At 61.7% G+C, this 19,988-nt stretch carries 19 protein-coding genes and 1 other RNA gene; 11 read left to right on the forward strand and 9 right to left on the reverse strand.

Annotation, left to right across the window (positions count from 1 at the left end; genetic code table 11):
* The first annotated feature begins 39 nt into the window (after positions 1 to 39).
* Both NVV77_RS05635 and NVV77_RS05640 read left to right on the forward strand, forming a co-directional pair.
* A complete protein-coding gene (locus NVV77_RS05635) occupies positions 40 to 510 on the forward strand; it encodes a DUF3828 domain-containing protein (protein ID WP_295411505.1) in 471 nt (156 codons plus the stop codon).
* A gap of 251 nt (positions 511 to 761) precedes the next feature.
* Complete coding sequence (locus NVV77_RS05640) at positions 762 to 1,253, forward strand: hypothetical protein (protein ID WP_295411506.1); 492 nt, start codon at positions 762 to 764, stop codon at positions 1,251 to 1,253.
* A gap of 122 nt (positions 1,254 to 1,375) precedes the next feature.
* Here the strand turns inward: NVV77_RS05640 and NVV77_RS05645 are convergent, their stop codons facing one another.
* Positions 1,376 to 3,193, reverse strand: coding sequence for an aminopeptidase P family protein (locus NVV77_RS05645; RefSeq protein WP_295411507.1), 1,818 nt, complete (start codon positions 3,191 to 3,193; stop codon positions 1,376 to 1,378).
* Positions 3,194 to 3,304: 111 nt separating this feature from the next.
* Here NVV77_RS05645 and NVV77_RS05650 point away from each other — a divergent pair, with 111 nt between their 5' ends.
* Together NVV77_RS05650 and NVV77_RS05655 are read left to right on the forward strand one after the other, a co-directional pair.
* Positions 3,305 to 3,439, forward strand: a complete 135-nt coding sequence (locus NVV77_RS05650) for a hypothetical protein (RefSeq protein ID WP_295411508.1) — start codon at positions 3,305 to 3,307, stop codon at positions 3,437 to 3,439.
* A gap of 119 nt (positions 3,440 to 3,558) precedes the next feature.
* Positions 3,559 to 3,690 carry a hypothetical protein gene (locus NVV77_RS05655; protein ID WP_280114011.1) on the forward strand — a complete coding sequence of 44 codons (132 nt, stop codon included), beginning with the start codon at positions 3,559 to 3,561 and terminating at the stop codon, positions 3,688 to 3,690.
* A gap of 134 nt (positions 3,691 to 3,824) precedes the next feature.
* Here NVV77_RS05655 and NVV77_RS05660 read toward each other — a convergent pair whose 3' ends face one another.
* The 3 genes from NVV77_RS05660 to NVV77_RS05670 form a co-directional block, all read right to left on the reverse strand.
* Positions 3,825 to 4,694: a 50S ribosomal protein L11 methyltransferase gene (locus NVV77_RS05660; protein WP_295411509.1), complete on the reverse strand. Its 870-nt coding sequence runs from the start codon at positions 4,692 to 4,694 to the stop codon at positions 3,825 to 3,827.
* 96 nt (positions 4,695 to 4,790) lie between these two features.
* Positions 4,791 to 6,536, reverse strand: coding sequence for a diguanylate cyclase (locus NVV77_RS05665; protein ID WP_295411510.1), 1,746 nt, complete (start codon positions 6,534 to 6,536; stop codon positions 4,791 to 4,793).
* Between the two features lie 102 nt (positions 6,537 to 6,638).
* Entirely contained in the window at positions 6,639 to 8,975 is a 2,337-nt protein-coding gene (locus NVV77_RS05670; RefSeq protein ID WP_295411511.1) for an ATP-dependent helicase, read from the reverse strand.
* Positions 8,976 to 9,174: 199 nt separating this feature from the next.
* On the opposite strand from NVV77_RS05670, the gene NVV77_RS05675 reads away from it, so the two are divergent.
* The 3 genes from NVV77_RS05675 to NVV77_RS05685 all read left to right on the forward strand — a co-directional run bounded on the left by NVV77_RS05675 (position 9,175) and on the right by NVV77_RS05685 (position 15,147).
* The gene (locus NVV77_RS05675) at positions 9,175 to 11,349 is read left to right on the forward strand and encodes an esterase-like activity of phytase family protein (protein ID WP_295411512.1); all 2,175 of its coding nucleotides are present in this window, start codon (positions 9,175 to 9,177) and stop codon (positions 11,347 to 11,349) included.
* Positions 11,350 to 11,518: 169 nt separating this feature from the next.
* Complete coding sequence (locus NVV77_RS05680) at positions 11,519 to 14,239, forward strand: AsmA family protein (protein WP_295411513.1); 2,721 nt, start codon at positions 11,519 to 11,521, stop codon at positions 14,237 to 14,239.
* A 23-nt stretch (positions 14,240 to 14,262) separates the two neighbouring features.
* Entirely contained in the window at positions 14,263 to 15,147 is an 885-nt protein-coding gene (locus NVV77_RS05685) for an AsmA-like C-terminal region-containing protein (protein ID WP_367178594.1), read from the forward strand.
* Here NVV77_RS05685 and NVV77_RS05690 read toward each other — a convergent pair.
* The 3 genes from NVV77_RS05690 to ssrA all read right to left on the reverse strand — a co-directional run bounded on the left by NVV77_RS05690 (position 15,128) and on the right by ssrA (position 16,336).
* Positions 15,128 to 15,358, reverse strand: a complete 231-nt coding sequence (locus tag NVV77_RS05690) for a ribbon-helix-helix domain-containing protein (RefSeq protein WP_295411515.1) — start codon at positions 15,356 to 15,358, stop codon at positions 15,128 to 15,130. The two genes, NVV77_RS05685 and NVV77_RS05690, sit on opposite strands and share 20 nt — an antisense overlap.
* Before the next feature lie 15 nt (positions 15,359 to 15,373).
* Complete coding sequence (locus NVV77_RS05695; protein ID WP_295411516.1) at positions 15,374 to 15,868, reverse strand: SspB family protein; 495 nt, start codon at positions 15,866 to 15,868, stop codon at positions 15,374 to 15,376.
* 113 nt (positions 15,869 to 15,981) lie between these two features.
* Positions 15,982 to 16,336: a transfer-messenger RNA gene (gene ssrA / locus NVV77_RS05700) on the reverse strand.
* Positions 16,337 to 16,436: 100 nt separating this feature from the next.
* Between ssrA and NVV77_RS05705 the strand changes: the two genes are divergently transcribed.
* Positions 16,437 to 16,985 carry a thermonuclease family protein gene (locus NVV77_RS05705; RefSeq protein WP_295411517.1) on the forward strand — a complete coding sequence of 183 codons (549 nt, stop codon included), beginning with the start codon at positions 16,437 to 16,439 and terminating at the stop codon, positions 16,983 to 16,985.
* 3 nt (positions 16,986 to 16,988) lie between these two features.
* Here the strand turns inward: NVV77_RS05705 and NVV77_RS05710 are convergent, their stop codons facing one another.
* Together NVV77_RS05710 and NVV77_RS05715 are read right to left on the reverse strand one after the other, a co-directional pair.
* Positions 16,989 to 17,228 (reverse strand): YdeI/OmpD-associated family protein, encoded by a 240-nt coding sequence (locus tag NVV77_RS05710; protein ID WP_295411518.1) that lies wholly within the window; start codon positions 17,226 to 17,228, stop codon positions 16,989 to 16,991.
* Positions 17,225 to 17,623: a RidA family protein gene (locus tag NVV77_RS05715; protein ID WP_295411519.1), complete on the reverse strand. Its 399-nt coding sequence runs from the start codon at positions 17,621 to 17,623 to the stop codon at positions 17,225 to 17,227. Before NVV77_RS05715 ends, NVV77_RS05710 begins: the two co-directional genes overlap by 4 nt.
* 156 nt (positions 17,624 to 17,779) lie before the next feature.
* On the opposite strand from NVV77_RS05715, the gene NVV77_RS05720 reads away from it, so the two are divergent.
* Genes NVV77_RS05720 through NVV77_RS05730 form a run of 3 tightly spaced genes read left to right on the forward strand, consistent with a single transcriptional unit; the run spans position 17,780 to position 19,981 of the window.
* Entirely contained in the window at positions 17,780 to 18,574 is a 795-nt protein-coding gene (locus tag NVV77_RS05720) for a thymidylate synthase (RefSeq protein ID WP_295411520.1), read from the forward strand.
* Positions 18,571 to 18,900: a phosphoribosyl-ATP pyrophosphohydrolase gene (locus tag NVV77_RS05725; protein WP_295411521.1), complete on the forward strand. Its 330-nt coding sequence runs from the start codon at positions 18,571 to 18,573 to the stop codon at positions 18,898 to 18,900. Before NVV77_RS05720 ends, NVV77_RS05725 begins: the two co-directional genes overlap by 4 nt.
* Positions 18,901 to 18,934: 34 nt before the next feature.
* Positions 18,935 to 19,981, forward strand: coding sequence for a DUF4424 domain-containing protein (locus tag NVV77_RS05730; RefSeq protein ID WP_295411522.1), 1,047 nt, complete (start codon positions 18,935 to 18,937; stop codon positions 19,979 to 19,981).
* Positions 19,982 to 19,988 lie beyond the last annotated feature (7 nt).

Genomic DNA, 19,988 nt, shown 5'->3' on the forward strand with positions numbered 1-19,988 from the left:
AGCAGTATCCGGCCGCTTTGCCGGATAGGGAGTTTTCCGATGCGCCGTTTTGCCTTCGTTCTTGCCGCCATGGCGGTCCTTGGTGCACCAGCCTCCTTCGCCCAGCCTTTCGAGACCCCGCAGGAGCTGCTTGAGGCGTTCTACGAGCCCTATTTCTCCGGCGATTTCCCCGAATTCGAAGCCGACTACCGCTCCGAGGCGCTCAATGCGCTTTATGAGGCCGATGCCGAAAACACGCCCGAAGGCGAAATCGGCGCGCTCGATTTCGATCCCTATGTCGACGGCCAGGATTATGATCTTGCCGAATTCGTCATCGGCGAGCCGGTGGAGAGCGACGGCGCGGCCACGGTGGAAGTGACCTTCACCAACTTTGGTGAACCGCGCCACATCACCTATGAGCTGGTCTACGAAAACGGCGGCTGGCTCATCGATGACCTCGTGGGTGAAAACCCCGATTTCACCTATCGCCTGAGCGAGATTTTTGCCGAGGCCGCGACGCGCTGGCAGTAAGGGGCTGCGTTTGCTGCCCTAGCCCTTGAACCGCCGCCAATTCCATCCACGGCGTCATTCCCGCGAAAGCGGGAATCCCTGTTCAAGGGCCCTGAAACAGAGATCCCCGCTTTCGCGGGGATGACACGGTGAAAACCATAAGTACGTGCGTGCGAGGATGCGCCCCCCTTCCTATCCAAGAATTAATCCAGTAGCCGCAATTCGGCCCTGCCGTGCGGCAATCGTGCCTGCAATCTTGCAATGAGGGCACGATGAAATCAGCGATTCTCGCTCTGGTCCTGCTGGCCATGCCGCTGGCCCCGGCTCTGGCCGCAGAGACCTATTCCGATCCCAAGGCGTTGGTGCAAGCCATCTACGACGGCTACCGGCCCGGCGCGCCACATGGCGATCCCACGGTGCACTATTCAGCCCGGCTCAAGGGCATTGCCCAGCTGGCCGAGGAAAACACCCACTTCACCAAGACTGCGGGCTCCGAGCTGGACCCGGTCGCCGACCCGACCTTCAATCCCTTCCTGCCCGATGCCAGTGTACTGCTGTTCGATCTCAGCGTGGGCGAGCCTGCGCGCCTCGATGGCCGCGCCGTGGTGACAGTCACCTACCACAATTTCGACCAGCCCCGATTGCTGGCCATTTCGCTGGTTGAGGAAGAGGGCGCCTGGAAGGTCGATGATGTTGCTTCGATGGGCAGTGATGTCCCATGGCTGTTGAGCTGGGCGCTGGCGGCCGATCCCTACGCGATGTGACCAGCCACCGAACGTCATCCTCGGGCTCGACCCGAGGACACTTCACTTTGCGATGCAGAGGTAAGTGTAACGCCCTCGGGTCAAGCCCGAGGGTGACGATTTGCGGAATGGGGAGGACGGGCCTAAATCGCCGTCGTCGCAGCTTCCAGCCAAGCCTTCACATCGCCCGACACCTTCGGCCCAATCTCCGAACGCACCTTGGCGTGGAAATCGTTCAACCACCCACGCTCCGCCTCCGTAAGAAGCCCCCCGTCGATCAACCTGACATCAATCGGCGCCAGCGTCAGCGTTTCAAACTCGAAATAGCCCGGAAAACCCTCAGCCTCCCGGACCACCACCAGGTTCTCGATGCGGATGCCATATTCGCCGGCCTTGTAGAAACCCGGCTCGTTGGAAATCACATTGCCCAGTTCGAGCGGCAGCGGATAGCGCGGCGCAATGCCGATCGGGCCCTCATGCACGCCAAGATAGGCGCCCACGCCATGACCCGTACCATGGTTGTAGGTGATGCCATCGGCCCAGAGGAATTGCCGGGCCAGCACGTCGATCTGTGCGCCGCTGGTGCCCTTGGGGAAGCGCGCCATGGAAATGGCGATCATGCCTTTGAGCACACGCGTATAGCGATCCTTCTGCTCGGCCGTCGCCTCGCCCGTCGCCAGCGTCCGGGTAATGTCGGTCGTCCCTGACAGATATTGCGCGCCACTGTCGACCAGCATGATTTCGCCGGCATTGAGCCGCCGATCGGTCTTGGTCGAAACGCGATAGTGGACGATGGCCCCGTTCGGCCCGGCGCCCGAAATCGTATCGAAGCTGGCATCGACGCAGCTTTCTTCCTCGCGCCGGAAGGCTTCGAGCGCCGTGACAATGCCGATCTCGGTCAGTTCACCCTTGGGCGCTTCACCATCGAACCAGCTCAGGAATTTTGCCAGCGCCACGCCATCGAGCCGATGCGCCTCGCGCATGCCCGCCAGTTCCGCCTCGTTCTTGCGCGATTTGGGCAGCAGCACCGGATCGCGCTTTTCGATCAGCTTTGCGCCCGCGCCGGTCAGCGTCTCGGCAATGGCAATCGGCGCGCTGGCTGGATCGACCAGCACCGACTTGCCGTTCTTGCCCAGCTTTTCGAGCGCTTTGGTCAGCTTCTTGGCCGCTTCGATCTTGGCGATGCCATCGAGCGCGGTTTCCAGTTCTGGCGTCACCTTCGCCGGATCAAGGAACAGCGTCGGCTTGCCCTTTTGCGGCACCACGGCAAAGCCGAGCACGAAAGGCGTGTTCGGCACGTCGCGGCCGCGAATATTGAACAGCCAGCAGATGGATTCGGGCAGGGTGAACACCACTGCATCGGCACCGTCCTCACCCAGCGTCTGCTGCAGCTGCGCGATCTTGTCTTCGGCGGTCTGGCCGGCGCGATTGTGGCCGAGAATTTCGATGGCACCCGCCGGCGGCGCCGGGCGATCGCTCCAGACGCTGTCGATGAGATTGTCATGCGCAACGACCTTGGCATGGCCCTTGAGCTTGTCCGTCAGGTCGCGCACTTCGCCTGGCGTATGAAGCCAAGGATCATAGGCAACGACCGTGTCCTTCTTCACATAGGGTTTTGGGTCGATGGCAAGGCTCGCCACCTCATGCACATCCACCAGCTTGGTGTCCGTCTGCGCGGGCGCCTGCAGCGTATAGCGGCTGTCGATGAAGAGGTGCGCTTCCTTGAGGCCCACCAGCGCCAGCCCGGCCGATCCGGTAAAGCCGGTCACATAGGCCAAGCGCGCTTCACTCGCCGGCACGGATTCGCCGCGATGCGCGTCGGCGCGGGGCACGAGGAAATAGTCGACACCGGCTGCCTTCATCGCCTTACGCAGCGCAGCAAGGCGCGGAGCCACCTGGGCGGGGTCGGACTTTTCCTCAAAGCTCTGGAATTTTGCGGGAGGGAAGGGGGCGTTGGTCATCAGTATCATCCCGGTGCCGGACTGCGTGGCCGTCATGGCTGGCTTGTGGTTCCTGCGCTGGTGAAAGCGCCGGGAGAACCTATCTTATTGTTCGGAACCAGGAGACGAAAAATGAGCAAAGAGAGTAATTTCTTCCAGCGCGCCCTCAACGCTCTGGTCGAGGGCCGTGCCCGTCAGGCGGAACGTTATGTCGCTCAATATGAGCGCGATCACATGCCGTCTGAATCGAAAGTGAACAAGCGTTAACCGCGCCCTGCGCAATTGGCATGGCAGGTCTGTCGCTAGGCCTCTAACGCAAGCCTGACGAATTAGCTAAAAGACAACCAGACGCTAGGCAACAGACCCAGCGTCGCATGGAGTAAGAGATGACTGAGAGCAAGAACGGTTTCCGCAACGCACTGGGTGGTCTGATTGACGCTCGTGGTCGCGAAGCGTCTCGCCAGGTCAGCTACCGCATGCAGCACCAGCTGATCGGCGCCGTAACCAAGCGCCCGTAAACGGCAGCTAGTTACCTGATGACGATCTTTCGATCCCCGAAGCCTGCTTCGGGGATTTTGCTTTTTGCGGACCGCAAACCCATAACGAAAGGGGCGCCTGCGCGCCCCTCGATGCTACCAGTCTGCTAACGAACTCAGCGCTTTTCCAGCACCAGCGTTGTCCAGTCCTTGCGCTTGAGGTGGTCCACCAGACGGAACCCGGCAAGCTCATAGGCAGCGATGACGCCATCGGCCTGCGTATTGAGAATCCCCGATAGAATCGCCGTGCCGCCCGATTGCGCAATTCTGCCCATGCCCGGCGCCAGTTCGGTCAGCGGGCCGGCAAGGATATTGGCGACGATCAGGTCATAGGGCGCACGCGCCGCGATCTCGGGATGATCGAGCCCCGTCGCTTCGATGGAGTCGATGTTCTCACTAACGCCATTTTCCTCAGCGTTTTCAATGGTCGTCGTCACCGCGATCGGGTCGATATCGGTCGCAAGGATCTTCCCACCCAACCGCTTGGCGACAGCAATCGCCAGCACACCCGTACCAGTCCCGATATCTACAACGGCCTTCGGCGTCGTCTTGGCCAGCAGCATTTCGATGGCTTCGAGACAGCCCGTGGTCGTCTCATGATGCCCCGTGCCAAATGCCTGAGCCGCATCGATTTTCATCGGCGTCAGACCCTCGGGGATTGGGCCAGTCTCGTGGCTGCCATAGACATAAAAGCCGCCCGCGATCACCGGCGCCAGACCCTCGAGCGACTTGGCGACCCAGTTGATCTCCATGTCGACTTCTTCGACCGAGAAATCCACAGCGCCACCAAGCACTTGGCTCGCCAGTTCATTGAAGGCGTCGATGTTCGGCGGGCTGTCGCAGGTGGCTTCAAACACCCATTCGCCGGTTTCCTCGATCTCATGCGCCGAGGCGGTCAGGGCCAGGTCGTCGCGCTCCATGACGGCATCGACCAGGGCATAGGCCTGTTCCTTGGTGAGGGTCGCGGAAAGCTGGTCGACGGACATGACAGGTAATCCCAGGTTATTTTCCGCCCTAGTTGGGGCAGGTAGCGCGACGAGTCAATGCCACGCCATATCACATTGATTTATCAAGGAAATGGCTCAGGCGCGCTGGCGCGTCTGGGGCGAAAAGCCCTCGGTGACGATGCAGTTGCGGCCCGCGCCCTTGGCCATATAGAGCCGCTGGTCGGCCAGCGAGAAGATGTCGTCCCAGTCCTGTGCCGAGCCCGCCGACCGCATGGCGACACCAAAGCTGGCCGTGACCTTCAGGCCGAGCTTGCCCTGCACCGCCGTCTCGCCCAGCAAAAGCCGCATGCGTTCCAGGAGGTTATAGGCCGTGATGTGATCGGCGCGGCGGAGGATCAGCACGAACTCCTCACCACCAATGCGCGCCAGAGTATCGCCAGTCCGCAGCGCGCCCTCGATCAGCCGCGCCACGCCCGACAGCACCTCGTCGCCGACCGCATGGCCGTGGGTATCGTTGACCACTTTGAAATGGTCGATGTCGAACAGCACGACAGCCAGGGATTCCCCGATCCGATCTGCCCGGCGGAACATGGCGCCGACGCGGCTCAGGAGCGCGCGGCGGTTGAGCAGGCCCGTTAGCGTGTCGGTCTCGGCGAGCCGGCGCAGACGACGATTGAGGCGGCGCTGCTCTTCTTCGAGAACGCGCTTCTCGGTCAGGTTCTGGCGCAAAACATCGAGGCCGGTGAAGATGTTACCGACTTCACGGGCCATGCCCTTGAGCGGCTCCGGCTCGCTATGATCGCCGCTGGCGAGGGCCAGCACATCATCGTGCAGACGCATCAGCGGCGAGAACAGCGTGCGCCGGAACACCACTGCGACAATTACCAGCACCGCCAGGGTGGCGGCAGTCAACAGCGCCGCGCTGATCAATGCCTTCAGCGAAATCTCGGCATTGCGGTTCATGGCCGCAACGGAATGCGTAACCACGGCCGTCCGGAGCAGTTCTGAACTGCGCATACCGGGAACGTAGTCGGCCGTCAGCACGGCAGGGGAGAGCGAATTGTGAGCCGTATGGTTTTCGGCCGCATCGAGCGCCAGAATCAGCGCGCCATCAAAGAAGTCGCGCTGCACCGCCTCGACCAGGCCGGCGATTTCGGGATCGGGCAGGAGTTTGTCGGCCAGGCTGACGCTGGTGGACCAAAGACTGCGGATAATGCCATCGGTCGCCTGCATGCGCTGCAGATAGACCGGGTCCCGTTCCGGCGGAGCGACCAGTGCCATGACGACGAAGGAACCCAGCCGCCCTTCCTGATCGCGCAGCGTGCTGGCGCTATTGGCGAGCATCAGTTCGCCGGCAAGGCTCGGGGTCTCGACCATGATGTGGCCGCTCACCAGATCGCGCAGCGTGGTCGCGGCGTCGGCCGCGGTAAACATGGCCAGAATGCCCCGCGCAATCTCGCGCGGGTTGCGCTCGGCAAAGGTCGTGTTCGCGGCGAAGTCTACCTTCTGGCGACCATTGGCGAGGTCGGAATGTAGTCGCGCATGCGCGGCGCCGCATTCTTCATCGCCGAGAGTGCCCTTGAATACAGCCTCCATGCGGCTCACGGCGGCATCGGTTTCAGCGCGCTTGGCTGCCAATTCCGCACGGCGGGCCGCAGCCTCTTCGTCGGTTGCGCCCATGGCCGAGTTGGCCGGCCCGCGTTCGGCCGAAATGGCGTTCACCGCTTCGAGCAGGACGCTGAAGCGCTCGAGTTCAAGGGCGCCATGGCTGTGGCGCCGATAGTCGTTCAGATTGTTGAGGACCGCAGTGCCGCCGAGCAGCAGGCAGCCAATTGCGGCCGCTGCGATACCCATCCATTGCAGGTGCTGAATTTTGAACACGACGAACCCCACGCATTCCGTCCATGAATGCACGAGTGCTTCTGATAAGGCGTGAACGCGATTGGTTAATTCAATCCGACACTTGGCCCAAATCCGTCGCCGCTAGCCCTTCTGCACGAAGCTTTCCAAAACCTTCTTTGTGCCGGCCTTTTCAAAGTCGATGGTCAACTTGTTTCCCTCGACGCTGATGACATCGCCATAGCCGAATTTCAGGTGGAAGACGCGCTCGCCCACCTTGTAGCCGCTCGACTGGCCGCCAAGGTCAACGGAGCGCGCCACCAGTTCACCGTCGATGGTGAGGGGACCGCCACCCTTGCGATTGGCTTGATTGGCGCGAGCCCGCTGCCAGCCGGGGGTTTCGTAGACGCTCTCGAACGGATCAGCCTTGTTGAAGCGGCTGGCGGCACCGCCGCCATAACCGTAGCCGCCATAGGCCGAGCCACGGTCGGTCACGACCACCGCGTCCGGCGGAAGCTCATCGACAAAGCGCGAGGTCAGAGCCGACTGCCACAGGCCATGGATGCGTCGGTTTTGCGCCGACGAAATGCGGACGCGTTTCCGGCCGCGGGTGATCCCCACATAGGCAAGCCGCCGCTCTTCCTCGAGCCCGGCGCGACCGCTTTCGTCCATCGATCGCTGGCTCGGGAAAGAACCTTCTTCCCACCCAGTCAGGAAAACCGTGTTGAATTCCAGCCCCTTGGCCGAATGGAGCGTCATGATTGTGACGGCGTCGCTGGCCTCGGCGCTGTCCCGGTCCATCACCAGCGATATGTGTTCGAGAAAACCACCAAGCGTCTCGAACTCTTCCATCGAGCGGCTGAGCTCCTTGAGGTTTTCCTTGCGCCCCTGGGATTCGGCGGATTTGTCGGCCGACAGCATGTCCATATAGCCGCTCTCTTCGAGAATTTGCTCGACGAGTTGATAGGGCGGCAGGCTCTCCGCGCGATAGGCCCAGTTGTGGAATTGGTCGACAAGGCCGCGCAGCGTCGTGCGCTGCTTGGGTTTTAGCTCTTCCGTGTCGATCAGCATGCTCGTTGCCGACAGCAGGGGCACGCGCTGATGGCGCGCTGTTTCCATCAGCGTCTTCACCGTGGAATCGCCGAGGCCGCGCTTCGGCACATTGATGATGCGCTCGAAGGCTAGGTCGTCCGCCGGCTGCGCCACGAGCCGCAGATAGGCCAGCGCATCGCGGATTTCCTTGCGCTCATAAAAGCGCGGGCCACCGACGACGCGATAATTCAGCCCCAGAGTAATGAAGCGCTCTTCCAGTTCGCGCATCTGATACGAGGCGCGCACCAGAATGGCCATCGAGTTCAGGGGTTCGCCAAGGCGCTGATATTGCTCGATCTCTTCGCCGACCGTGCGCGCCTCTTCCTCGGAGTCATAGACCTGCGTGAAGGAGATCGGCTCGCCGGCCTCGGCGATGTCGGTATGCAGGGTTTTGCCGAGACGGCTCTCGTTGTTGGCGATCAGCGTCGATGCGGCCTTGAGGATATTAGCCGTCGAACGGTAATTGCGTTCGAGCTTGATGACCTTTGCGCCCGGGAAATCGGTCTCGAAGCGGAGGATGTTGTCCACCTCGGCGCCGCGCCAACCATAGATCGACTGGTCATCGTCGCCAACCACGCAGATATTGGCTTCCGAGGCAGGTTTCCCCTGCGCCAGCAAACGCAGCCAGAGATACTGGGCGGTATTGCTGTCCTGATATTCGTCGACCAGCATATATTTGAATTTGCGGTGATATTCCGCGAGCACTTCCGGGTTCTCCCGGAACAGCCGGATGCACTCCAGCAACAGGTCGCCAAAGTCGACCGCGTTGAGTGTCTTCAGACGCGCCTGGTAATCCGCGTAGAGGTTCGGAACCCTGCCATTGGCGAAGTGGCCGCTTTCGGATGCCGGTACGTCCTTGGGTAACCAGCCCCGGTTCTTCCAGGCATCGAGCAGATTGGCAAACTGCCGCGCCGGCCAACGCTTCTCGTCGATGTTTTCGACCTCGAGGAGCTGCTTGATCAGCCTGATCTGGTCGTCCGTGTCGAGAATAGTGAATTGCGGCTTGAGATCGACCAACTCGGCATGGGTGCGCAGAATGCGCGCGGAAACCGAGTGAAACGTCCCCATCCACGGCAGACCTTCGAAGTTCGGCACGAATTCGTGGACGCGCTTCTTCATCTCGTTGGCGGCCTTGTTGGTAAAGGTCACCGCCAGGATCTGGCTGCCCCAGGCCATGCGCTGGTTGAGGATATGCGCAATACGCGTCGTCAGCACCCGCGTCTTGCCCGTGCCCGCTCCGGCGAGCACCAGCAGCGGCCCTTCGGTCGTCAACACGGCATCGCGCTGCTCGGCATTCAGGCCGTGCAAGTAATCCGGCACCTGCCGGTTGAGCTGGCTCGTGATCGGGCCGCCTTGGGGGCGGGGCAGGGGGTGGGTTTCACCGGGCATTGAGGGCCTTTCCATCGCGGCGGGCCGGGGCGGGGCGCTCTGCGCGGGATTGACGAATCTTATTTTGTTCTCGTTCGCAATATAGGGTTCCGGCGCCGCGATGTATAGGACGCGCTGCCGTCACCGATCTGTCATGTGACTGTCACTGAGGAGTCTTGGCACGCCTCTATGCGAGGGCCCATTCATAGGGGGACCTCACATGAATACGCCACGTTTGCTGGGTGCACTGACCGCTGCCCTTCTGGCCTCGACTGTTTCGGCCAATGCTGCCCAATACTTCAACCGTGTTTCCAGTTTCCCGGTTGCGCTCAACGCGCCCGAAGCCGAAGGCACCTCTTCGGAAATCATCACTGCCACAGACGACGGCCTGACGCTGATCTATTCCGATAGCCCCAATGGCGGCATCGGTTTCGTCGACATCACCGACGCTGCGGCCCCCAAGGCAGGCGGCTACATGGATATGGGCGGCGAGCCCACTTCCGTCACCGTTATCGGCGGCAAGGCCTATGTGGCCGTCAACACCACCGAAGACCTCATCGCTCCCTCGGGCAAGCTGGTTGTCGTCGACATCGCCGGCAAGTCGGTTGATGGTGAATTCGATCTCGGCGGCCAGCCTGACTCGATCGCCCACAACAAGGACAACACCATCCTTGCCATCGCCATCGAGAACCAGCGCGATGAAGAGGTCAACGATGGCGCCATTCCGCAGGAGCCGACCGGCTACCTGACCATCGTGACGCTGACCGACGGTGCTGTCACCGAAGCCGGCATCAGACAAGTCGACCTGACCGGTATCAGCGCCATCGCTCCGGAAGACGCCGAAGCCGAGTTCGTCTCGTTCAACGACAATGACGAAGTCGCCGTTACCCTCCAGGAAAACAACTACATCGCGATCGTCGATGCCAAGACCGGCACTGTCACCGGCGGCTTCGAAGCAGGCGAAACCGGCGTTGCCGGCGTCGACACCAAGAACGATGGCAAGATCGATTTCTCGGGCGAGAACAAGGTCGTTCCGCGTGAGCCCGACGCCGTCAAGTGGCTCGACAACGATCGTCTCGTCGTTGCCAATGAAGGCGACTGGAACGGTGGTTCGCGCGGCTTCACCATCTTCAATCGCGATGGTTCGGTTGGCTTCGACTCGGGCAATGCGCTCGATGTGAACGCCGCCCAGCTCGGTCACTATCCCGACTTCCGTAACAAGAAGGGCGTCGAGCCGGAAGGCCTCGAAGTCGCGACTTTTGGCGACACCCAGTACATCTTCATCGCCGAAGAACGCGCCTCGCTGATCGCCGTCTACAAGGACACTGGCGCCGAGCCGGAATTCGTCCAGTCGATCCCCTCGGGCATCTCGCCGGAAGGCCTCGTTGCCATTCCCGAGCGTAACCTTCTCGCCACCGCCAACGAAGTCGACCTTCGTGCTGACGGCCTCGCCGGTTCGCATGTCATGGTCTACGAACTCTCCGAGGGCGAAGCCGCTTATCCGCAGCTCGTCTCCGAGCTGGGCGAAGACGGTCACCCGATCGGCTGGGCTGCCATTTCCGGCGCCGTTGCCGATGCTGAAAAGCCCGGCATTCTCTATGCCGTCAGCGACAGCGTCCTCTATGGCGCCCCGGCAATCTTCGAAATCGACGCGACCGCTCACCCGGCTCGCATCGTCAAGAAGACCGTCGTCACGCGCAAGGGTGAAACCGCACAGAAGCTCGATCTCGAAGGCATTACCCTCGATGGCGAAGGCGGTTTCTGGCTCGCTAATGAAGGCGACAGCGACAAGCTCGTGCCGCACGCGCTGATCCATGTTGATGCCGAAGGCGCGATCCTCGCCGAAGTCGGTTTCCCGGTTGATCTCCTCGCTGGCCAGAAGCGCTTTGGCGCCGAAGGCGTCGCCGCTATCGGTTCGGGCGACGAACTGACCCTCTGGGTCGCCATGCAGCGCGAATGGGGCGATGACGAGAAGGGCTTTGTGAAGCTCCTCTCCTACAAGCCGTCGACCAAGGAATGGGCTGCCGTCCGTTACCCGCTCGAAGCCGCGCCGGAAGGTGGCTGGGTTGGTCTCAGCGAAATCACCGTTCATGGTGACTACGCCTATATCGTCGAACGCGACAATCAGATCGCCGACAAGGCCGGCCTCAAGGCCATCTACCGCGTGCCGGTTGCCGAACTCGTCGGTGCCGAACTCGGCGGCGAGCTGCCAGTCGTGACCAAGGAACTGGTCCGCGACCTGATCCCGGACCTTGCTTCCAACAATGGCTACGTTGTCGACAAGGTCGAAAGTTTTGCCGTGGACAGCACCGGCAAGGGCTATGTCATCACCGACAATGACGGCGTTGATGACTCCTCGGGCGAGACCTTCTTCTGGTCCATCGACCTCGAATAAGACGCCTCAACACGAATAATGAGCGGCCGGACGAAAGTCCGGCCGTTATCATTTGAACCGATTGGATTCTCATGTCGGAATCTTGCGCAGGATTCGTGTCCGGCGCACTTGCACGGGGGCAGCAAGTCCCTACACTCGCGCCGGAATCTGACAGGCAGTTCGAGAAGCCGTGCTCAATCGGATCTACATCATCGTCGGTATTATCGCGATCCTGGCCCTCGCCGGTGCCTTCATCGCGCCGCGCTTCATCCAATGGGGCGACTACCGCGATCGCATGGAGCTGTTGGCCGAAGGCGTCTTCGGCACCGAAGTCACCATTCGCGGCGATATCGATTTTGCCCTGCTGCCCGCGCCACGTTTGGCCTTCTCCGATGTCGTGATCGGTCCTGCCGAAAGACCCGCCGCCACGGTTGGCGCCGTTGAAGCGCAGTTCGCGCTGATGGATTTCCTGCGCGACCAGTACAATCTTTCGGCTCTCATCCTCAAATCGCCCGTTATCGCCTTCGAACTCGACGAAAACGGCCTTCTCACGAGCGGCGTCGATCTCTCGGGGGCCGGCGGGGGCGTAGCACTCGATCAGGCCCGCATCGAGAACGGTCGCCTGACGCTGGCCGATCGCCGCTCGGGCTCGACCTACGAACTCTCCGCGATCAATGGCGACCTGCGGCTTGGCAGTTTTGCCGGGCCGTTCCAGTTCCAGGGCAGCGCAACCCGCGACGGCACGGCTTACAGTTTGCGGCTCAATAGCGGCGTGGTGGACGACGTCGGCTCAGCTCGCGTTTCTGCCTTCATCGCCGAGGTCGGCGGCCGTGGCTCGCTGACCCTCGATGGCGCCCTTGTCACGGGGCAGGCGCCCAAATTCGACGGCACGATGATCCTGAAGCAGGCGCCGCCGCCCGCAGAGCGGGCCGAGCAGATCCGCGGCAATCTGGTGCTCGAGAGCAAGGTCACGGCCTCGACCGACCGCATCGTGCTCAATGGCTACACATTGCTGCCCGACGAGAACCGGGCCGGCATGCGCCTGACCGGGGCGGCCAGTATTCAACTCGGTGCGCGCACCTCCTTCGAGGCGGTGGTGTCAGGCGGTGTCTTCACCCTGCCGCCGCGCGATGCCGAGGAAGACGCGAGCCTGATGCCCTATGAACTGGTGCGCCTGCTGGGCGAATTGCCCGCGCCGCCGCTGCCGCCCATTCCGGGTGAAATCGGCATCGACCTCGCCGAAATCGGGCTGCGCGGTGCTGCGCTACGAAACGTTCGCGTGGATGCCAGCACCAATGGCGACATCTGGACGATTTCCCGCGCCGAAGCCGAATTGCCCGGCAGCACCAAGGTCAACCTCTCCGGCGCCCTGCGCAACGATAGCGGCGTCGCCGGTTTCAATGGCGACGTCACCGTCGCCACCACGCGCCTCGATGCCCTGAGCCAGCTCTGGCGCAAGACGAGCGAAAACAGCCCGCTGTTCAACGTTCCCGCCGAGCTCTCGGGCCAGGTCATGCTGGCCGGCGATGCGCTTGGCTTCTCCCATGGCCGCCTCGTGCTCAATGACAAGGTCCATGTGCTCGAATTGCGCTTGGGCTTTGGCGAAGAGCCGCGCCTCGATCTCGTCGGCCGCTTCGATGATCTCGCCCCCGGCGACAGCGCCATTCTCGCGGCCATGTTCCCTGATCCGAACAGCGACCGCACTTTTGGCACCAGTTTTCCCGAAGGCAGCTTTTCCTTCAACAGCCAGACGATCCGCATTCTGGGCCTCGAAGCGCAGGACCTCATAGCCGAGGGCAGCTGGTCCGGCTCCGGCCTGCGCTTTTCCAAGCTCGTCAGCAGCGATTGGGGCGGCATCGGCATCAATGCGTCAGGCGACCTTTCGGGAACGCTGGCAAAGCCCGCGCTCACCGGCTCTGGCCATGTCGATGTCGGCGCCGCCAATGCCCCGGCGCTCGGCGCGGTCTACGGCTTCCTTGGCGTCCCCGCCAATTGGCGCCCGGTGCTGGACCGGTCCGTGCCGGCTTCGCTCGATTTTTCTCTCCTCGGTGGCGACAGTCCCGGATCGCAGCGCTTTACACTCAACGGCACCGCGGGCATCGCGCATCTCGACCTCGCCATCGACATGGCAGGCGGCCTCAGCGGCGTCGGAGAAGGCCGGGTCCAGATTATCGGTTCACTCGAATCCGCCAATGGCGGCGATCTCGTCCGCCAGCTGGACGCGTCGGACACGCCGCTGTTCTCGGGCAATGAATCCGCCTTTCTTAGCCTTTTTGCCGAAGGCGACGCAGCGGCCGGCTTCGATGCGCGCCTCTCCATCGGCCAGGGCAACGAGCTTCTGGCCTTTGGTGGCGAACTGTCGGTGCTCGAAAGTGGCGAACTGGCAGGCACCGGCACTCTCGATATCGCACTCGATGACGGGTCCGGCCTTGCCGCATTGGCCGGTGGTTCAGGCATCGGCCTTGGCTCGCTGGAGGCCAGCGCCGGCGTCGAATTTTACGGGCTCCAGTCCATCGCTATCACCGGCATCGCCGGCAGGTCTTCCGGCACCGCCTTTTCCGGCGACATTGCCGTGGATCAGGTGGCGCAGCGCCCGAGTGTCCAGGGGGCGCTGCATTTCGACCGTCTGCCTGGCCAGGGCCTGGCTGGCGCCTTGCTCTCGCCGGCAGCCCTTGTTCCCGGTGACGGAGTGTGGCCGGAAGGTCCTCTCGCCACCAGCAGCACGACCCGAACTACTCGCGGCACAATCGAGGTCACGGCCGGCGAGATCGCAATAGGTGCGTCCACGCTCACGGATGTAGCCTTTGATCTCACTTGGGACCAGCAATCCCTCGCCATTTCCAATCTCAAGGGTTCGATAGGCGGGGGAGTCTCAATGCTACGCTCAGCCATTGCTGCGCCGGTCCACTGACCGATCGGACGATTGCCGGTCGCGTGTCGCTCGACAATGTGCAGGTTTCCGCCCTCGTGACCGCCGAGGCAGCCGCTGGCCTTTCGGCCCGCCTTACCGGCAGCGGCAGCTTTGAGGGCACGGGTGCATCCCTTGCCGAGGTCATTTCGAGCCTGGCGGGCGAAGGCAATTTCTCGCTTGCCGATCTGTCGCTCGATCGACTCAATCCGGGCGTTTATCCCGCTCTGGCCGGGCTCCAGGACGTTCTCAACATCGACGCAGAGGCCCTCGATATTCTCATCGACCAGTCGCTGGGGCAGGGACCTTTCACGGCATCCAAGGCGAATGGCGCCTTTGCCATAGCCGGCGGCACCTTGCGCCTGGCCAATCTGATCATCGAGGGCAGCGGTGCCCGGCTGGCCGGTGGCATTGATTTCGCCCTTTCCTCGCTGGGGCTCAATGGCAGCTTTGTGCTGACGCCCTTCAGCTATGTCGATCCATCGGGCCTCATCGAAAACGACGCGGCGCGGATCGTCGCGCGGCTCAGTGGCACGTTCCTGGCGCCGGTTGTCGAACTGGACACCACCGAACTTATCGCGGCCATCCAGGTTCGCGCCAATGAACTCGAGGTCGACAGGCTCGAAGCCCTGCGCATCGAAGATGAAGAACGCCAACGTGCTGCTGCTGCCGAGCGCAACCGGCTGATCGAGGAGCAGCGCCGGAAGGCCGCTGAGGAAGCTGCCGCTCGCGCCGCTGCCGAAGAGGCTGCCCGTCAGGCGCTGGAGCAACAGCAGGGCACCGGCACGACCCCGCCGGTCGAGACACCGGAAACGCAGGCACCCACGACACCGACCGTGCCGCTTAACCTGGGCTTTCAGCCCGGCGTGAACAACTCGCCCACGGGTCCGGTCAATCTGCTTTTTCGATAGGTCCAGCCGCCTGCGCCCGATACCAAGCGAGGATCGAGAGGCGAATGGCGGAAGAGAGGTTGGCCGCTTCCCGCGTCTCATCGATCTCGCGCACCAGCCCCGCAAGGCTCAGCGCACGCGCTGAAGCGATCTCTTCGAGCGCAAGCCAGAATTCGGGCTCAAGGGCTACGGAGGTGCGGTGGCCGGCGATCGAAAAGGACCGCTTCTGCATCACGCGGCCCGGAAATCAGGGCTTCTTGCGGAAGGCGTCGAGGCTGACGACTTTTTCGCCGCTCTGTTCGCCATCAGCAGCAGTTTCGCCCTTTTCGGTGCGTTCTGCCTTGGCGTCGGCCGCTTCTTCTTCCGAGCCATCTTCGCGCGGAGCGGTGGCCGGGTCGAACTGCAGGCCGAACTGCACGGAGGGGTCGAAAAAGCCCTTGATGGCGGCAAAGGGGATCACCAGCGTTTCGGGTATGCCGTCAAAGCTGAGGCCGACTTCGAAGCCGGTCTCGTTGACCTTGAGGTCCCAATACTGGTTTTGCAGCACGATGGTCATTTCCTTGTCGTACTGCGTCAGCAGTTTCTCGCTCAGGCGCACGCCGGGCGCGCGGGTGGCGAAGGAAATGAAGAAGTGATGTTCGCCGGGAAGACCAGTGCGGGACACTTCGGCCAAAACCTTGCGCACGACGCCGCGCAGGGCTTCCTGGGCGAGAATGTCGTAACGCAGATGATCTTCGGCCATTTTAGTTCCTTGGTCGTCGCTTTGCCCGGCAGAATCCCGAACGGCCCATATCAGCCTTACGTTCCCGAACTTTTCAAGGACTAAGGCACAAGTGTCGGGCGGAATAGAGGAAAAGTGCAGGCTTCTGTTGCCAGGTGCCTGCGAACCCCGCCTGTCGCCCGGCTAGGAGCGGAGGACTTGAATTCCCAGTGCTAGCACCGCTTAAGCGGCGAGAGCGACCGGAGCCTTATGGTTGTCATTAGCAACTATAAGTTTTGGACCGATAACGGTGGTACCTCACCGAGCAAAAGCACACTCTTTACGCCCTCGTCGATCCTATTTCGTCCCCATTGGCTCCCCCTGAAGGGGAGATGGTGGAGACGCCGGGTACCGCCCCCGGGTCCGATGGGTTTATTACAATGACAGTTTATCGCCATAGCCCCGAAGGGCAGGTTCTATATAGGTGAGGGTGGGCCCAGATGCAAACATCAAGCGGAATTAATTCCGCTTGATGCCCTCCCAGCCCGAGCATCCGGATTAACCCCGAATATACGCCACAGGTGTCATCTGCCAGAGCGTGACACCGGCTATGGCGGATGGATTCGGCGTGGGGACTGGCAGGCAATTTACGAGCGGCAGGCTCAGGCGCCGCAGGCGTTCGTGGCTTGGCAGCAGGTCACTGGCCCCGCTTCTGTTCGGCATCCTGGTCGTCGTTGCCACCGTTGGCGTCAAGGAAACCGGGCTGTCGACCTTCCTGCTCGATTCACCGGCCACCGTCGTCAGTAGCGTTTCGCCTCGCAATTTCGACCTCTGCTCCGGTCCGGTACGCCACACCTGCGTCGTTGATGGCGACACGTTTTGGCTCGATGGCGCCAAAATCCGCGTTGCCGATATCAACACCCCCGAAGTAAGCCAGCCCCAGTGCTCCGCCGAGGCTACCCTGGGCCGCAAGGCCTCACTTCGCCTCGCCGAACTCCTCAGCGGCGCATCGCTCGACCTGCGCGCTGCGGACCGCGACGAAGACCAATATGGCCGCAAGCTGCGGATCGTCGAGCGCGATGGGCGGTCTGTCGGACAAATGCTCGTCTCGGAAGGGCTCGCACATGAATGGCGGGGCCGCCGGGAAAGCTGGTGCTAGGCCTCAGCGGTTCCAGTTCATCCGCATATAGACATAGCCATCCTCAAGCTCTTCAAGCATTTGGCCAAGGCGCTTGAGCTTGGTCGCGTCCTGTTTGGCATTGTTGATCCACATCAGGTAGTCGTTGCGCTGATAGGGCGGGCGCGCATCATACTGTTCGCGAAGACCACGCTCTTCGAGCGCGGCCTTCACGAATTCGGGCATGTCCTCGCGCTTGCGCAAGGGACGCAGGACCGGGCTCACGGCAAGACGGCCTGGGCTTCGATTTCGATAAGGAAATCGGGATTGGCGAGGCCCGCAACGCGTATGCCCGTCACCGTCGGCGGATTGGGCCGATTGCCCCAGACCGCCATCCAGGCGCCGAATGCAGCGCGCAAATCGATATCCTGCTGCATGATGATCGTGGTCTTCACGAGATTTTCAACCGTCGCGCCGGCTGCCTCCAGCACCTTCTGCATATTGGCCAGCGCCTGTTCGGTCTGCTTTACGACGTCGCCCTTGTGAACGACCTCGCCCTTTTCATTGACGCTGTTTTGCCCGCCAATGAGCAGGATGCGTGCATTTGCCGGCAGGATGATGCCCTGAGAAAAGACGGGGCTCTGATACATTCCCTGCGGGTTCACATATTCGATGGCCATGAGTTTCTCCTCGCTACTGGTGATGCCGCAGTTCTAAGCGAACCGGCTGCCGACACCTGTCAGCAGGTCTGTCGGTATTCTATTACCGCATGTGTTGGCCTGTTGACGGAATCGAGCCTAGCGGCAATTTGTCGGCGAATCGAATAGAGTGTGGCCATGCAGCCCTATCTTCAGCTTCTCTCCGATATTCTCGAAAACGGCGCCGACAAGTCGGACCGCACCGGCACCGGCACGCGCAGCCTTTTTGGCTATCAGATGCGCTTCGATCTTTCGAAGGGCTTCCCGCTGATGACGACGAAGAAGGTGCATCGCAAGTCGATCATCTATGAACTGCTCTGGTTCATCCGCGGCGAGACCAATGTCCACTGGCTGCAGGAGCACGGGGTAAAGATCTGGGACGAATGGGCCGACGAAAACGGCGACCTCGGCCCAGTCTACGGCTCGCAGTGGCGCTCATGGCCCGCGCCCGATGGCCGCCACATCGACCAGCTTGCGGCGGTGGTGGAATCCATCCGCAACAAGCCCGACTCCCGCCGCCATATCGTCACCGCCTGGAACCCGGCTGAGGTCGACGACATGGCCCTGCCGCCGTGCCATTGCCTTTTCCAGTTCTACGTCGCCAACGGCAAGCTCAGCTGCCAACTCTATCAGCGTTCCGCGGACACCTTCCTCGGCGTGCCTTTCAACATCGCCTCCTATGCGCTCCTCACCCACATGGTGGCGCAGGTAGCAGGGCTGCAGGTCGGCGATTTCGTGCACTCGTTCGGTGATGTGCACCTCTACAACAATCATTTCGAGCAGGCTCGCCTGCAATTGACCCGCGAGCCGCGCCCGTTGCCGCGTCTCATCATGAATCCCGAGCGAAAGCGGCTCGAAGATTTCGTCTTCGAAGACTTTTCCTTCGAAGGCTACGACCCGCACCCGCATATCAAGGCCGAAGTCTCGGTATGAGCCGGACCCTTGCCGATCTCACTGCCCTCGCAGCAGAAGTCTCGGACATGTACGAGCGCGAGACCGGCGTGTTGCGAAATGACGACTGGTATGCGCTCAAAATGCAGGAAGAGCTGGGCGAGCTGATCGCCGAGCACCTGCGCCTCTCCGGCCGCGGCCGCCGCAAGAATTTTTCCGATGCCGAGATTGTCAAGGCGCGGGACGACGAGGCGGCTGATCTGCTCGCCTTCCTGCTGCTCTATGCCCGGCAAAACGGCATCGACCTTGAAGCGGCGCTCGATCGGAAATGGTTCTCCTATCTTCGCGCCGACAAAGAGAACGGCTAGAAATAGCGACATTGAGGGATAGGGGAGTAAGGCCATGCGGGCTTTCGCAACGGCGACCATCGCACTGATGCTTGCAGCGCCGGCAATCGGCAACGACACGATGGCGCAGTTGGGGACGGGTGGCCTGGTCTTTGTCACCAATGACCAGATCAAGATGGCCTCGGAAGACCTCTATATTTCGCCCACCGAAGTGCGGGTGACCTACGAGTTCGAGAACACGTCCGAGGAAGACCAGCACATTCTGGTAGCCTTCCCCATGCCCGACATTCAGGGCAGCGGCGACTTCATGATCGACGTCCCGATCCAGAACGCGAACTACGGCAGCGCTGAGCCGATCGATGACCCCGACAATCTTTTCGGCTTCGCCACAACCTTCAATGGCGTGCCGGTCGAGGCCGAGCTGCACCAATATGTCTTCAACAACAATATCGACTACACCAAGCTCCTGAAAAACCTCGGAGTGCCGCTTGAGCCCTTCGGTGAGGCGACGTCCGACGCACTGGCCAAGCTCGATGCCGACGACATCCAGAACCTGACCCGGCTGGGACTCGTCTTTTCGTACGAATTCGACGGCGGCAACGGTACGGAGGTCGATGTCGTCCCGATCTGGACCCTGCGCTCCACCTATAGCTGGGAAGCGACCTTCAAGCCGGGCGTCTCTGACGTGGTGCACACCTATCGCCCCAGCGTCGGCGGGACGGTCGCCACGACCTTCATTCCCAAGGAAGGCGACGACTACGCGCAGGAGCGCTACGACGAATACGTGAAGAAGTATTGTGTCCAGGACAATCTGGTTTCGGCCGTGCGCAAGCAGGGTATCACCCAGGACGGCTGGACGAACTATCCCTATTACGAAAACTGGATTTCCTACATCTGGTCGACCGGCAATAACTGGTCCGGCTCCATCGGCAAGTTCACCCTGACCGTCGACAAGGGTAGCACCGACAATTTCGTCTCCTTCTGTGGCGAGGACGTCAAGAAGATCGGCCCGACGACCTTCCAGATGACGGCGACCGACTGGTGGCCGCCCTATGATCGCGAGCTCGAAATCCTCCTGCTCAAGAAGGTCGAAGCCGAATAACCGGCAG

Origin of the sequence: Devosia sp., assembly GCF_024707125.1 — a bacterium.
Classification (GTDB): Bacteria; Pseudomonadota; Alphaproteobacteria; order Rhizobiales; family Devosiaceae; genus Devosia.

Coding starts and splice junctions, on each gene's coding strand:
- NVV77_RS05635 (WP_295411505.1), top strand. CDS start 40: ATGCGCCGTTTTGCCTTCGTTCTTGCCGCCATGGCGGTCCTTGGTGCA.
- NVV77_RS05640 (WP_295411506.1), top strand. CDS start 762: ATGAAATCAGCGATTCTCGCTCTGGTCCTGCTGGCCATGCCGCTGGCC.
- NVV77_RS05645 (WP_295411507.1), bottom strand. CDS start 3,193: ATGACCAACGCCCCCTTCCCTCCCGCAAAATTCCAGAGCTTTGAGGAA.
- NVV77_RS05650 (WP_295411508.1), top strand. CDS start 3,305: ATGAGCAAAGAGAGTAATTTCTTCCAGCGCGCCCTCAACGCTCTGGTC.
- NVV77_RS05655 (WP_280114011.1), top strand. CDS start 3,559: ATGACTGAGAGCAAGAACGGTTTCCGCAACGCACTGGGTGGTCTGATT.
- NVV77_RS05660 (WP_295411509.1), bottom strand. CDS start 4,694: ATGTCCGTCGACCAGCTTTCCGCGACCCTCACCAAGGAACAGGCCTAT.
- NVV77_RS05670 (WP_295411511.1), bottom strand. CDS start 8,975: ATGCCCGGTGAAACCCACCCCCTGCCCCGCCCCCAAGGCGGCCCGATC.
- NVV77_RS05675 (WP_295411512.1), top strand. CDS start 9,175: ATGAATACGCCACGTTTGCTGGGTGCACTGACCGCTGCCCTTCTGGCC.
- NVV77_RS05690 (WP_295411515.1), bottom strand. CDS start 15,358: ATGCAGAAGCGGTCCTTTTCGATCGCCGGCCACCGCACCTCCGTAGCC.
- NVV77_RS05695 (WP_295411516.1), bottom strand. CDS start 15,868: ATGGCCGAAGATCATCTGCGTTACGACATTCTCGCCCAGGAAGCCCTG.
- NVV77_RS05705 (WP_295411517.1), top strand. CDS start 16,437: ATGGCGGATGGATTCGGCGTGGGGACTGGCAGGCAATTTACGAGCGGC.
- NVV77_RS05715 (WP_295411519.1), bottom strand. CDS start 17,623: ATGGCCATCGAATATGTGAACCCGCAGGGAATGTATCAGAGCCCCGTC.
- NVV77_RS05720 (WP_295411520.1), top strand. CDS start 17,780: ATGCAGCCCTATCTTCAGCTTCTCTCCGATATTCTCGAAAACGGCGCC.
- NVV77_RS05725 (WP_295411521.1), top strand. CDS start 18,571: ATGAGCCGGACCCTTGCCGATCTCACTGCCCTCGCAGCAGAAGTCTCG.
- NVV77_RS05730 (WP_295411522.1), top strand. CDS start 18,935: ATGCGGGCTTTCGCAACGGCGACCATCGCACTGATGCTTGCAGCGCCG.